Source organism: Providencia sp. PROV267 (assembly GCF_028477825.1).
Taxonomy (GTDB): Bacteria; Pseudomonadota; Gammaproteobacteria; order Enterobacterales; family Enterobacteriaceae; genus Providencia; species Providencia stuartii.
Genome location: NZ_JAMPLX010000011.1, coordinates 319242 through 333687 on the forward strand (window position 1 = coordinate 319242; position 14446 = coordinate 333687).

14 protein-coding genes are annotated in these 14446 nt (G+C 38.1%); 11 read left to right on the forward strand and 3 right to left on the reverse strand.

Translation table 11 applies throughout. The features are described from left to right. Positions 1-153: 153 nt before the first annotated feature. Positions 154-3456: a M66 family metalloprotease gene (locus PR709_RS10155; RefSeq protein ID WP_272570881.1), complete on the reverse strand. Its 3303-nt coding sequence runs from the start codon at positions 3454-3456 to the stop codon at positions 154-156. Positions 3457-3970: 514 nt separating this feature from the next. Between PR709_RS10155 and PR709_RS10160 the strand changes: the two genes are divergently transcribed. The 10 genes from PR709_RS10160 to PR709_RS10205 all read left to right on the forward strand — a co-directional run bounded on the left by PR709_RS10160 (position 3971) and on the right by PR709_RS10205 (position 12625). Further along, positions 3971-4894 (forward strand): substrate-binding domain-containing protein, encoded by a 924-nt coding sequence (locus tag PR709_RS10160; RefSeq protein ID WP_014658246.1) that lies wholly within the window; start codon positions 3971-3973, stop codon positions 4892-4894. Between the two features lie 57 nt (positions 4895-4951). Continuing rightward, positions 4952-6508, forward strand: coding sequence for a sugar ABC transporter ATP-binding protein (locus PR709_RS10165; RefSeq protein WP_004919284.1), 1557 nt, complete (start codon positions 4952-4954; stop codon positions 6506-6508). Positions 6509-6517: 9 nt separating this feature from the next. Further along, on the forward strand, positions 6518-7537 hold the full coding sequence (locus PR709_RS10170; RefSeq protein WP_004919287.1) for an ABC transporter permease: 1020 nt from the start codon (positions 6518-6520) through the stop codon (positions 7535-7537). Between the two features lie 339 nt (positions 7538-7876). Further along, positions 7877-8101, forward strand: a complete 225-nt coding sequence (gene sra, locus PR709_RS10175; RefSeq protein WP_004919289.1) for a stationary-phase-induced ribosome-associated protein — start codon at positions 7877-7879, stop codon at positions 8099-8101. 258 nt (positions 8102-8359) lie between these two features. Continuing rightward, positions 8360-9142 (forward strand): YaeF family permuted papain-like enzyme, encoded by a 783-nt coding sequence (locus PR709_RS10180; protein WP_014658248.1) that lies wholly within the window; start codon positions 8360-8362, stop codon positions 9140-9142. A gap of 375 nt (positions 9143-9517) precedes the next feature. Continuing rightward, complete coding sequence (locus tag PR709_RS10185; RefSeq protein ID WP_004919292.1) at positions 9518-10432, forward strand: Gfo/Idh/MocA family protein; 915 nt, start codon at positions 9518-9520, stop codon at positions 10430-10432. 60 nt (positions 10433-10492) lie between these two features. After that, positions 10493-10930: a hypothetical protein gene (locus PR709_RS10190; RefSeq protein WP_004919293.1), complete on the forward strand. Its 438-nt coding sequence runs from the start codon at positions 10493-10495 to the stop codon at positions 10928-10930. A 115-nt stretch (positions 10931-11045) separates the two neighbouring features. Beyond that, positions 11046-11474, forward strand: a complete 429-nt coding sequence (locus PR709_RS10195) for a universal stress protein (RefSeq protein ID WP_004919294.1) — start codon at positions 11046-11048, stop codon at positions 11472-11474. 187 nt (positions 11475-11661) lie between these two features. Beyond that, entirely contained in the window at positions 11662-12000 is a 339-nt protein-coding gene (locus tag PR709_RS10200; RefSeq protein WP_004919295.1) for a hypothetical protein, read from the forward strand. 187 nt (positions 12001-12187) lie between these two features. Then, on the forward strand, positions 12188-12625 hold the full coding sequence (locus tag PR709_RS10205; RefSeq protein ID WP_004919296.1) for a universal stress protein: 438 nt from the start codon (positions 12188-12190) through the stop codon (positions 12623-12625). 161 nt (positions 12626-12786) lie between these two features. Here PR709_RS10205 and PR709_RS10210 read toward each other — a convergent pair whose 3' ends face one another. Beyond that, positions 12787-13080: a DUF5339 family protein gene (locus tag PR709_RS10210; protein WP_004919297.1), complete on the reverse strand. Its 294-nt coding sequence runs from the start codon at positions 13078-13080 to the stop codon at positions 12787-12789. A gap of 240 nt (positions 13081-13320) precedes the next feature. Between PR709_RS10210 and PR709_RS10215 the strand changes: the two genes are divergently transcribed. Next, entirely contained in the window at positions 13321-13725 is a 405-nt protein-coding gene (locus tag PR709_RS10215; protein ID WP_042116534.1) for a hypothetical protein, read from the forward strand. A gap of 12 nt (positions 13726-13737) precedes the next feature. Here PR709_RS10215 and PR709_RS10220 read toward each other — a convergent pair whose 3' ends face one another. Next, on the reverse strand, positions 13738-14370 hold the full coding sequence (locus tag PR709_RS10220; RefSeq protein WP_004919299.1) for a TetR/AcrR family transcriptional regulator: 633 nt from the start codon (positions 14368-14370) through the stop codon (positions 13738-13740). Positions 14371-14446 lie beyond the last annotated feature (76 nt).

Below are 14446 nucleotides of genomic sequence, written 5' to 3' on the forward strand. Positions count from 1 at the left end.
CGGCCTCGAAAAGCATCAATAAGAAATAATGGGAATAACATAGCTCTATAGGAAGCGCAATTTAAATGTGGTGATATCAGCTAAAAGCGCCATTATTGCTAATGGCGACGATGAAACGATGCCTATACGTATTGTAGTAGGCGTACACAAGAGTTAACTTTGAATAATACCATTGATGGTGGTAGGAAGAGGTTGATCAGTTAGTTCAATATGCTGTGATGAGACTCGTTGCCCTTTAACATATAACTCTGCTTTTACTGGCTCTAAGCGACGTTCAATATTAATGTGGAACTTATTCATTAACTGGCTAATAAATCGGTGTTGATCAAGTTGATATTGTTTTACCTCACCATTACGTAGCGTCACTGCAAGATATGGTTTAGTCGTATCGATAGTATCGTTGTTGTATACCATCCCATAAGAGCCTTCTAACGCAGGGTAGATATAGCTTTTTAATTGATTTTGTGGGTCATAAAAACCGACTAAAGTGACAACCGGAACGCCTTGTTTTACGGGTTTTTGAATGAAGGTTAATTCAGAGGACGGCTCCCATGAATCTCCATTTGAAATATAATACACTTTTGTATTATGGCTGATTATCTGCTTATTACCATTAACATGTAGTTTAATACTCCATTGAGAAGTGCAATCTATCTCAATCACTTTATTTTTATTGCTGTGATCCGCTTGAGGTAGATAAATATTGGGTGGGTAGTGAGAATTATAACTCTCTATTTTTATATGGTCATTTTTATTAAGTAGCGCTGATAAAGTTGTCTCCGTAACATCTTGATTATCTACTATTGGTACATCTACAAAAGAAATATTTTTTGTATGAGGAGGCAGGTACTCTTGCATTGTTTGTGTATTGGGATCCCACTTTTGATAACCTGTTGACGATGTTTTGCTAAATATTGCAGAGTTCTCGAAAAAATGTTGAATAGCTTGAGCCGTTGTTGGGGTATGTAATGTGTACGCATTGTACGCTTTATCGTATAGCTCACCACCAGACATAGCATCTTTTAGCATTGCATGTTGCATATAGGGTTCTGCTTTTTCTGCATTAGGATCACGCGCATCTAAAACCGTGTACTTATTTGTTTTCTTTTTTTCAAAGTTAGGAATAAAAAAGTTGTTGTCGGCATCCCATCCCCATGTCGAATTAGGTTTATCGGGGGTTGCATGAACACCGCCTTTAAATCCCTTAAAGTAATGACCAATCTTATAATTATGACCCAGTTCATGACTAAATTCATTATCTACGGTATTGTATAATGTGGCTTTTCCCGCTCCTCCTGACCAACCGTGCTCTTGTAAACCATTTTTATATATACCACGGGAATTATGTATCGTAATTTGTGCGGTAGGTAAGTAGTTATTTTCTTTTGTCGCCGATGAATGAACGCCGTAATTGGCTAAATTAATGCCATCTGAAATAAGATCTTTAGAAATTTGCTCTCGCATATCCCCATTATGCCCACCTCCATCATCATCTGAACGATGAGTTAAATGTTTTCCTGAAGGAAGAACAATCTCTTTTAAGTGGATTGGAGCGTAGTGAGAGACGATTAAACGATTAATAGGGATTTGTTGGAAATATTGGCGTTGTAATTCAGCATTTTTTTGAAATGCTAATTCTCCTCTATAGGGAGTCAACATGCCGATATCGATAGTATGGAGCAGAAGTTCTGTTGGGGCTCCGACATAAATATCAGATAGCGTACCTTGTTTTCCATGATAATCGAATTCCAACCTTATTTTGGGCTTAATGTATTCAGCAGGAATAGCAACAGACCAGCCATTTTCGATATACCTGATTTCATCACTGTCATCATTAATTAAAGGCTCACCTTCATATGTACGCCAAAAACCAAATTCATCACAAACAAATAATTGGCTATCACCTTTTTTTATCGTTATTTTTTGGTCACCATAGAAAACATGACTGTCATAGTCAGCCTCTGATGAAAAATAAATTTTTTTATTTTTAAAATTGGGATGAGTTTCTAATGTAAAATGACGGGCCCAATTAGCATTACGCGTTGCGATATGGATGTTATCATTGTTATTGATAACTTCGTTAAAATAGCAAATATCTTTTGATATTTTTTGCAATTCCTTGTTTTTATTTATCTTGATATCAAATGATTGAGGCAAGGCATAGTTAACCGTACTTTGGGTATCCGGAGAGTAAATTGACCATACACCTTCATCATCACTAATAAAAAGCTTAGTTTCACCCGTAGTAATTCTAACTTCATTATCGCCATAGGTAACATCACTATTAAAATAAGCTTGAGAAGTGAAAAGTATTTTTTTATTGGCATATTGTTTACTATTGGGGATAATAAAATCTTTCGCCCAATGGTAATCTCTGGTTGCTATTTTAATAGTGTCATTTTTTTTAATAATATCTTGGAATAATTTGGGGTTCTTAGAGATATGATTAATATCATCATTTGTCGTAAATTCCACATCAAAGGTTTCGGGGGTTTTGTATTTATCAATATTTAACGCTTGTTGATAGTGAAAAGACAATCTAGATTCGTCACGAGTAAACCAACGACCTGTTTCATCGCTTATCATAACAAAAGATTGCTGTGCAGAGAGAGGTATTGAATTATTTCTATATTTAATATTTGCATCGATATTATCCGCTAAATTCAATATGAGTTTTTTATTCGGGCGTTTTTTTAAACTATCTAAGTTAATAGATAAATTTTCAGCGTCAATATCGACTCTAATAATGTCATTTTCGGTCATAAGTTGATTGAGGTAGTTTGTGCTCTCAGTCAATTCTTTAATCTTTTTTGATGCATTGATAGTAAAATCAAACGATTTAGGAATAGTAAAATCGTCAGGTGTTAAGCGGGTAAACCGTTGCTCAGTGCCTGCAATTTTAGGCAGTTTTGATGGGGGAAGTAGGTAGGTTGAATATATCTTTTCATTATCCTCATTATAGACCTTAATATTTAATTGCTCATTTTCTTTGATTTTTTCATGAGGCTTAAATATCACCAATGTTTTACGGCCTGAAACGAGATGAGGTTGTATATCATCATCAATTCGATTAATGGCTGGGATAATGCTATGTTGAGCATAAAATACATTCCCCTTAAGATCCCCTTGGATATCACTTGGATAATTATTTGTATTATAGTAAAAAACTTTCCCTAGTTTTTCTTTGTATTCAGACAATAACTTATTATACACCCCTTGTTCATCGGTCATTTTTTTAATCAGCGCATGATTATTAATCTGTGTATCAAATAACCGTGAGATAACAAGGTTATCTATCAACGATTGCCAAAAATCAAACAGTGTATTTGGGTTATTATTAAGGTCATTAAGACCTAATAAATGAGATGAATGAGTATCATTTTCTTTATTTAATTGTGTTGTCGGTATCATCACTTCATGACGATTTTGGCAAATGCAAATTGTCAAAGCTAGCATATAAATCCTTTTAATTGATTAGTTTATTGCTAATATCTTCATTTTATTAGCAGTATTAGATAATAAAGAAAAAAATAAAAATGATAAGCAAATTATTTTATAGTTAATCTTAATTTAGCCAAATAATCAGTCAATTGTTCATTCTGAACACTTGAATTTCTTGATTTATTCATTAATAGCAATTCGCTTAGAGATAATCCCATCGGTTAATAAAATAGAATGAATATTTCATTTCTTTACGAAAGAAATCACCAAGATCTCAAGGGGTAAAAAAGGCGCCGAAGTCCCCTTAATCAGGGGATAGAATGAGAGAAATCTGTGATCTTTGTAACATAATTTTCTGACTTTCCACTTAATTTCGTTATCAACACAACAAAAACAAAATTTTCATATAATAAAAATTGGAATATATGTTTCATTAATGTATATCTATGTTATCGCCATGTTAAATATTGGTGACATCAAAACACAACATGTATTCATAATCAGTGGGAAGGGCAAAATGAAAAATATCATGAAATTAACCGCGCTGGTTGCTGTATTGGGTTTAACACCGAGTGTGATGGCTGAAAATGAACAAATTGTCTTTAGTCCGCCAACATTGGCCAGCCCGTTTGAAGTGCATATGCAGAAATCGGCGGTGAAAACCGCTAAAGAGTTAGGAGTCAATATTCAAGTCTTAGATGGGCAAGGTAGCTCACCTAAGCAGGTTGCTGATATTGAAAATGCAATCACACGAGGTGCACAGGGCTTTATTGTGTCACCTAATGATGTCAATGCCATTGCCGATGCGGTGGTTGAAATTCAAAGCGCTGGCTTACCGGTGGTGACTCTTGATAGAACCATTAATGCACAACAACCGGTGCCGCATTTTGGGGCTAATAATTACAAAGGCGGTTACGCCATTGCGGAATATGTCAAAAAGCAGTTTCCAAATGGCGCCGATCTGATCTTAATTACAGGACAACCTGGCTCCTCATCAAATATTGAACGTACGAAAGGGATCCGCGATAGCTTAAAAGAAGGGGGGAGTAAATACCGCTTAGTCGCTGACCAAAATGGTAACTGGATGCGAGCGGAAGGGATGCGCATCACCGAAAGTTTATTGCCTTCACTCGCGAAAAAACCGGATGTGATCTTATCTGCTAACGATGATATGGCCCTTGGTGCGATTGAGGCGCTGAGCGCGCAAGGTTATAAACCGGGCGACATTTTAGTGACAGGTTTTGATGCAAGTCCTGAAGCACTTAGTCGTATTAAGGAAGGTTGGATGGCTGTAACGGCTGATCAGCGCGCAGGCTACGCAGTAAAAATGGCGATGGGGCAATTGGTCGATAATATTCGTGACAAAAAAGCGATCACAGGCGCGGATTACCCTCCCACAATTATTAGCAAAGATAACCTTGATCAAGCGGAACGTATTGGTGAATTGAAATAGTCATTTACAGTGCTATTCAGGGCTCGGTGAGCCCTGTTTTCCTGAAAAGGAGTTTTTATGTCAGAGCCACTACTTAAAATTACAAATCTTGCCAAAAGCTTTTCAGGGATCTGGGCGCTAAGTCAAGCCCAAATGACAGTGATGCCAGGGGAAGTGCATGCGTTATTGGGGGAAAATGGTGCGGGTAAATCCACTTTCTTAAAGGCACTTGCAGGCGCTCAACCGCAAACCAGTGGTGATATTTGGTTTAACGGTGAATTGCTTTCCATAACAGATACCCCGATTGTTCGCCAACAAAAAGGGATTATTACTATCTATCAAGAATTTAATTTGCTACCGAATATGACGGTAGCGGAAAACATGTTTTTAGGGCGTGAAGCGCTAAAAATGCGTTGGATGGTTAATGAAAAAGTCCTTAATCAGGAAGCCAAAGCGATCCTTGATTATCTTCAATTGGCAATTTTGCCAACGACCCAAGTGGCACGGTTAAGTGTTGCCCAGCAGCAAATGATTGAAATTGCACGTGCACTGACGCTCAATGCTAAATTAATTGTGATGGATGAGCCTTCAGCGGCTCTAAGCGATACTGAAGTAGAAAGTCTGCATCGTGTTGTTAGGGAATTGAAAAACCGTGGGGTGAGCGTCATTTACGTGACACATCGCTTACATGAAGTTTTTCAGATATGTGACAAGTTCACGGTATTTCAAGACGGCAGATACACCGGATCGGGGAATGTGGCTGAGACCTCAGTACAAGAGATCATACGTATGATGGTTGGGCGGAATGTGATTTTTGAACGTAGGCCGGCCAGCGAAACATATCATCGAGACAAACCGATTCGCCTATCGGTGAAACATTTATCGAAAGCTAAGCCACCTTTAGATCCTCATGGTATCGCGCTTCACGATATTAGTTTTGATGTTCATGAAGGCGAAATACTGGGTATTGCGGGCCTTATGGGGGCGGGAAGGACTGAGGTGGCACGCTGTTTATTCGGCGCAGATAAATATACCACGGGTGAGTTTATCCTTGATGGTGAGCCTTATCAGCCAACGACCCCAATGAATGCACTGGATAAGGGGATTGCACTCGTTCCAGAAGATCGTAAAAAAGAAGGCGCCGCGCTGGGATTATCCATTCGCTACAACCTATCACTTTCAGCGTTATCACATCTACTTAAAATGGGGTGGATGGTGGATAGCAATAAAGAAAACGCCTTGATAGAAAGCTACAAACAAGCACTACAAATCAAAATGGCCAGCAGTGAGCAAGAAGTGCGTAAATTGTCTGGTGGTAACCAACAAAAAGTCATTCTTGCACGGTGTATGGCCATGTCGCCAAAAGTATTAATTGTTGATGAGCCAACTCGGGGTATTGATGTTGGAACCAAATCGGAAGTTCATCAGGTTATTTTTGAGATGGCGAAAAAAGGCGTTGCGGTTATTGTTATTTCTTCTGATTTACCTGAAGTCATGGCGATTTCAGACCGGATCATCACGTTGAGCGAGGGCCGCTTAACGGGGGAGATTAAAGGTGATGATGCAACAGAAGAGAAGTTAATGATGATGATGGCTATTTGCCATCAAAACTCACCAGCAGAAATGGTCGTATGAGAGGTTTACATGTTACAACAACAATCTTCTACGGCGGTCGGCCGTAAAAAAATAGATTTCATCGCTTTTTTTGAGCGCTTTGGTGTCTTGATTTTTATGGTGCTGTTGGTGCTATTTTTTCAAACCCAAAACAGTAATTTTCTGACTGAACGCAATATCACTAATATTTTAACCGAAGTGTCTATCTATGGAATTATGGCCGTGGGGATGACGTTGGTGATTTTAACCGCTGGTATTGATTTGTCTGTTGGCTCAATACTGGCGGTTTGCGCGATGACAGCGGCGTTTGTGATTAAAGGTGATAATTTAGTCGGCTTAGATCCTAATGCTTGGGGAGGGATGAGCTGGTTAGTTGGATTAGCTATCTGCTTAGCGGTAGGCACAGGGATTGGGTTTTTACATGGTCTTGGGATCACGCGGCTGAATATTCCACCATTTATCGTCACATTAGGTGGCATGACAATTTGGCGTGGGCTGACATTAGTGATTAATGATGGTGCACCAATCTCAGGTTTTGATGCTGGCTATCGTTGGTGGGGGCGTGGGGAGCTACTGGGGATCTCGGTGCCTATTTGGATCTTTGCGATTGTGGCATTGATAGGCTATTTAGCGCTGCATAAAAGCCGCTGGGGGCGTTTTGTTTACGCAGTTGGCAGTAATCAAGAAGCAGCTCGGTTAGCAGGGGTGAACGTTAAACGTGTTCTTGTCAGTGTGTATGTGGTGATTGGCTGTTTAGCTGGGCTGGCTGGGTTTGTGCTGAGTGCACGTTTAGGGAGTGCTGAAGCGGTAGCGGGGATGACATTTGAACTGCGCGTGATCGCCTCTGTTGTGATTGGTGGTACATCATTAATGGGGGGATATGGTCGTATCGGAGGAACCATTATTGGCTCAATCATTATGGGAATATTAATTAATGGTTTAGTTTTAATGAATGTTTCAGCGTATTATCAGCAAATTATTACTGGACTGATCATTATTTTAGCTGTTGCTTTTGATACTTACGCCAAAAATAGACGTGGTGCCAGTTAAATATTTTCACTATTTATAAAAGATAAACGCCTTTTTATTTTAATAAGAAGGCGTTTATCATAAGAAAATAAGGATTTAACGCTAAGAAAATACAGGTTGATACTTTTTAAATTTTAGTGCTAATAATATTGATATCTTATAAAAATTCCACCTCAGATAGTTCCCTTGTGAAACTAATTAGTTTAATTTCATTCACTTATATTTTATCGATGCTATACTATTAGGGTTATTTTTGAATTTTGAGTAAAATTTAAAATAACCCATGCAGTCAACACTGGCTATGTTTTTGATATTCAGCTTATTGCTGAATTTAAATGTTGTAGTTAAGGAGTCGATATAATGGTAAGTAATAATGCAGCACGTCGCTTATTAGGAATGCCTTATAAGTTAAGTCGTTCTAAGAAAAATATTCGAGTTTCTGTCGTAGCAAAAGAAAATGTGACGGAACAGCTGCCCGCTGAATTACAAAATCAACCTGTAGTTGCGGCATTAAATAATAAAGCGACAGAGAAAAAAACCTACCACTCAACAACGGTATTCTATCCTGAATATGTTATTAGCTAATTAATTGAGTGAATGTTGACCCTCTGGCATTGCTAGAGGGTTAAAAACACCAAATGATATTCCTACCTCATTTCTTACTCTTTTTCTTGCAACCAGTACGACCGCTACCTCATCTTCATATTAGAATGGTCAATATGTGATTATTGTCACTATCTAAAATTACAAATAAACAAAATATTGAGACGTTTCCGATGAAAAAGTCATGGAACTTGGTTACATTGAATTGGCGTATAAATAGAAATAGGGTAGGTATTCCCGTTGGCTTATTTTAAATATTTAATTTTTTGTTTTTGTGTTATTTCAGTGGCAGGATGTTCGACAGGCTTTAGAACGGATGAAGAAAGTAACCGATTAAAATTTAGCATTCAACAAGCCAATACGATACCGATTAAAGAATCTGTAGAGGCGCTCTCCGCTGCTGATATGTTACCTGGCGATATTTTATTGTCTTCCGCAACGGGAATTAATTCATGGGGTATCCGTCTTTTTAGTATTAGCGGGGTGAGTCATGCCTCAATATATTTGGGGGCTGGTGAAGTAGCGGAATCTGTCGGCAGTGGCGTGAGGATCATTACGCTCGATCAAGCTATCTCGGACTCAAATAATATGGTGGTGTTGCGGCAAGAGGGGTTAACCTCTATTCACGCCCATAAATTACGTGAATTTTCTATGCAAAATGAAGGGGGCAAATATAACTTTAAAGGGATAGTGATGATAGCGCCTTGGATGGTGACAAAGCGCGTTTGTGAATTACCTTTTATTGGTCAAACGATCCGTAATTTTTGTTTGAGAACGTTAGCGACAGTACAGTTAGGTAGCGATGTAGACCAAGCTAACGGCTTCTTTTGTTCGCAGTTTGTCCTTGATGCCTATAAATATGCAGGACTTCCGTTATTTGAAGGGAATTCAGCATGGATAACGCCAGCGGATATCCTTCATATGCGAACAGGGGATGTGCCGACCTTTGTTCCGACCCATCGTTTAAGCTATGTAGGGCACTTGAAATCTTGGAGTTTATCGAGTGCGCTTCACCTGAGATAAATATCGTCAATAAAGTGGGTTTGTGGCGACGTGTTAATGAAAAAAAAGGCCAACTCAGAGAAGTTGGCCTGCTAAAACTGGAAGCAATGTGAGCAATGTCGTTTACGAAAGCTTGAGTAATTTACTCAAGTATTCGTTAGGTAAAAGATAACCATTCTCATTTGATAAATCAACCCTTTTTTATGTCTTATTATGCGAATTTTACCCCCTATAAATTCGTTTTTATAAAAAATAATTAAAATTCAATGCGTTATTTTTGGTTCTTTTAAGGATAATTCGAATAAATTTTTATAAAACAAGTTAGTACTCGAAATAAGTTGTTCGTTATACTTGTCAGTATCCTTCCTACACCGTCAGCACAGAGGTCAATCTTTGATGAGAACATTACGCATTGGTATCGTAGGGTTAGGCTCTATTGCGCAAAAAGCCTATTTACCGATACTGAGTAAAACAGATAATTGGCAACTGATAGGGGCATTTTCACCAAATCAAAGGAAAGCAAAAATCGTCTGTGATAACTATCGTATTCCACTGTATTCAGATATAAAACAGCTGGCCCAGCAGTGTGATGCGGTTTTTGTACACAGTAGTACCGCCAGCCATTTTTCAGTTATTTACAGTTTGTTATCATACGGCGTACATGTGTATGTTGATAAACCGCTTGCTGAGACACTTTGCCAATCAGAGCAATTAGTGGACTTTGCACATAAACAGAAACGTTCGCTTATGGTTGGGTTTAATCGGCGCTTTTCACCTTTTTATCAAGAACTCAAACAACACCTCAGTCAAGTTGCTTCATTACGTATGGAAAAACATCGTAGTGACAGTCTAGGCCCTCAAAATGTCCGTTTTACTATGCTAGATGATTATTTACACGTTGTAGATACCGCTATCTGGCTCGTGGGAAGCGAAGCAAAATTATTGGGAGGCAATATTATTGCAACTGAGGAGCAAGCGTTATGCTATGCAGAGCATCATCTGAAAGTGAATGAATGTTTAGTGACGACATCAATGCATCGCCGAGCGGGTAGTCAACGCGAGCAAGTTGCAGCAATTTGTGATGGTGGGGTCTACCAAGTGACAAACATGAATCATTGGATGAGTGAAAGTCACGAGGGGATAAAACAAAAACAACCTTCTAGTTGGGAGTCGATATTGGTTCAACGTGGATTCGATGGGGCTATTCGCCATTTTATTGATGCGGTGAGCCATGATAGCGAGCCTGACGTCAGTGGTGAGCAGGCGATTTATGCTCAACAAATGGTAGAGAAAATGTTAAGCATTGCGTAAATACTGTTCATTGTTTCTCAGCTCATAAACCATTCCATACCAGTCTTATATAGGATTAATATGTTAAGTTCGCATCAAGCTTCAGAAATTTTATTTGTTGCAGGTTTTGGTCCGATAACACGTGAGCCTAATGTAAGTTATGATTTCTATGTTAAAACTTTAGGTTTACCTTTAAAGGCAATGGAAGGTAATCAGGATTATTTCACCAGCGAAGAAGAACAGCTTAGTGGCGTTAAACACTTTGCGTTATGGCCATTATCTCAAGCTGCACAATCTTGTTTTGGTGTCGATCATTGGCCGGAAACGCACCTTGTTCCTCAAAGCTGGATAGAATTTGAAGTCGCTAATTTATCAAAAGCCACTCAATGTTTTATTAATGAAGGTTATTCCATTTTAGTTAATGAGCGAATGGAACCTTGGGGACAAATGGTTACACGCTTACTTAGCCCCGAAGGAATGTTGGTTGGTTTAACCGTTACACCATGGTTAAGAGAATAATAGTTAATAATTTGTAGCGAGAGATCTCATTTATCTTGTTGTTTAAGAGACATTCTTGCGTATTTGATTATAATTTTGTTGTTAACTTAAATTCTTTTTTCTATCAGGAGGGGTTATGTATAAAACGATTCTGGTTCCTATAGATTTAACTGAGGATGAACTGACAAGTAAAGCTGTTCGCCATGCAGTTAATTTAGCTAAACAGTCTGGTGCGAAAATTCATTTGATCCATGTGCTACCAATCTCTTCTGCTATTATTAATGCGTATGCACTTGGTTATATGGAAATAAAAGACCGTGCAACCGTTAAAGCAGAAGAAGACATGAAAATGTTGATGGATACGATTGATTTACCACTATCTGATGTCAATTATACCATAACGTTTGGCTCACCTCGTGATGAAGTGATTAATACTGCAAAAGACATTAACGCCGATATTATTGTTATCGGTTCACGCCGTCCGAATATTTCTACACACCTCCTAGGCTCTACCGCAGCGGGCATTGTTCGTTACGCAGAAACCTCTGTATTGGTAGTTCGTTAATTTTTTAAATAAACCTATGCTGATATTTAGCATAGGTTTTATTGAACCCATTATTTTTTATTTTACACGATCGTCATAAAGCGATGAGTGATTAAACCTTTTTCTTCTATCTTGTTGGGTATCAGGTATTGAGTGTAACAGTTCAGCCGAATAGGCCCTATTTTTATTGGGAATGGTGAGCTTATTTATGGAAAAGTTTTCGCAAGAAGTTATCCGCATTGAACATTTCTTATTCAGGGTATTACGTTTTTATTTTTTGTCGCTATTGGTTTTTTTCCTTGGGCTGTTACCCGGTATTATTGGCTTTTATTTTATTGAAGGTCATTCTTTGATGGAGTCAATGCTTAATGCATTATCCATGCTAAGTGGGCAAGCAATAGAGCCTGCACCAATCACGCAAGGTGGGCGTTTTTTTATCGCAATATATGGGCTGTTTTTACAGAGCGTATTCATTATTAGTATTGGCTTAATTGTCACACCTTTTTTGCACCGCATCTTACATAAATGGCACTTAGAAGATAGTTAGCATATTGATAAAATTGTGAACTTGCTTTAACAAATCGTCTGGTAGCTCACGGCAGTTTGTTTTTATTAAGACTATACTTTTGGTGAACAAAAAAGATAAACATTCACAAAGTGTATCCTAGTTATCACATCGCACTAAGGGATCACAGGTGGATAATAGAATGATGACTAATTAATAGGGGTATCGCATGTACAATAAAATTTTGGTTCCCGTAGACATTTCTGAAGATATTCTGACGGATAAAGCATTAAAACACGCAATTTATTTAGCAAAAATGTCGGGGGCAAAAATACATCTTTTCCACTCAGTTCCTGATGTTTCAAGGTTCTCAATGAGCTATAGCTATCATTATGATCTTTTATCTTCATTTGCTAAAAAAGCCGTTGAACGTTCAGAAGAGCAGTTAAAAGAGATTATTGCTAAGATCGATTACCCACAAGAAGATATTTCTTACAAAGTCGCTTTTGGTTCACCGAGAGATAAAGTGTTAGCTGAGGCAGAAGAAATAGGTGCGGATCTGATTGTGATTGGTTCACGTAACCCGAGTATCACAACGCACTTACTAGGGTCAAACGCATCAGGCATTGTTTCTTATGCGAAAATATCTGTACTGGTAGTCAGATAACCCGCCAATACAATAAGGCCAGTATTATACTGGCCTTATTAACGCTCTAATCTTTAACGCAAATCTATTACCATCTTAGCCCAAAGCAAGGCTAAAATTCGCATCGAAAAAGCAGATTGTGCTTATTTATCCCTATTAAATCAATATAATAGAGATAAAAATTATTTACCTTCCACTGCCTCTTTAGCTGCTTTAATAGCTTGAATGCCTTGTTCACATGCTTGTTCTTGAGCATCTTCTGGATAATCAGCGAGTGCTTTTTTCGCTTCTTCCAATTGATGTTTCATCTCAGTGATCCTTTCTTTAACATTAGGGTCATTTTTGTACTGCTCTTCAGCTTGTTTAACCAGCACATTCATTTCTTGGAAATAAGTATCGCAATTTTTTCCTGCATTCGCACCAAATGCAGCTAATAGTGCAGCAACCCCGAAAGCAACTGAAAATCTTTTTTTCATAATTTATTCGCTTTTTTGATGTAACAATAAAACGAGAATAGCATTCCATATTCAAAAAGACATCACCTCTCTTAATCAATATTTTCTACTGTAGGTAATTTTGCTGCATATTAGGAATTATCTGTAATAACAGCACCGCGTGAATAGCATAATTTGCAAAAATATAAATGAGAATCATTCTTGACTCTGTTGCAATTAAAAGTGTACAGTTAAGTACACTTTTTTGTGGGGGAGCTAGGTATGCAAAATAAGACGATTATTGATACGGCTGAGTGGCCAGTTTGTGTAATCCATTCATTTCCAAAAACCTTAGATGAAACGCGTTTATGGTTAGAAGAAATGGATATGTTATTGGCAAGAAGGGCGCAATTTGTATTAGTTTATCCGCCGGTCAAACAGAGCAAAGAAAAACCGTCTGAGGAACATATGAATGCCATGAAATATGTTCGCCGTTGGTTAAAACATGCTAAAGAGCCGATGGTTGAACACTGCCGTGCAATGGTGATGACGTTACAACCAGATGGGAGTGATAAAGAAGATATGGAACAAATGGCGCCGTTACTTTCTGCATTTTATGGGCCTGAAGTGTTTATTGAACATAACATCGCCGCAGCGAAAAAATATGCTACGGCATTGATTTCTTAATGACGATGACCGCTATTGGCTAATTTTACGAATATAACTGGCGATGATGTCCACTGAGAGCGCAATTTGTTGCGTGATAAATTCATCGCTAGGTTTAAAATCAGTGACACAGAAGGTTTTAATAAAAACATCTGCTTTTAACATTTCTAAAAATCGAGATGAAATACTTAATAGCGTTTGTTCGTTAACTTTCACTTCAGGTAATTCAAGGAGTTTCTCAGTTAATAGCCGATAACTACGTACTGGCCCTTGTTCAAAGAAAGTATGGCTAATTTCAGGAAAGCGGTTATATTCACCAAGGATCAAACGATATAAACCAATAGACTGTGGTTTAATCACATTCAGTAAAAACCGTGCGCCGTAAAAAGACAATACAGATTCAATGCTATGGAGAGAAGGGGGATTATGACTTTCATCATCGGCGAAAATATCGTCAATCATTGATGCAACGACCGCAGCGAATAATCCTTCTTTATCACCGAAGTTTTTATACAGCGTGGAACGAGAGCCTCCTGCACGCTCAATGATCATATCAAGTGTTGTTCCTTCAAATCCATATTGAATAAAAATTTCAGAAGCCGCACTAATTAATGCTTTATTACGACGCTGCCCCTTAGGGGTTTTAGCGAAAAATGGGCTACTCATGCAATACTCATCCTAGCATTATGATTTATCTAACTATTCTTATCATGAAAAGGCAAAGTTCGTGATGACTAATCAT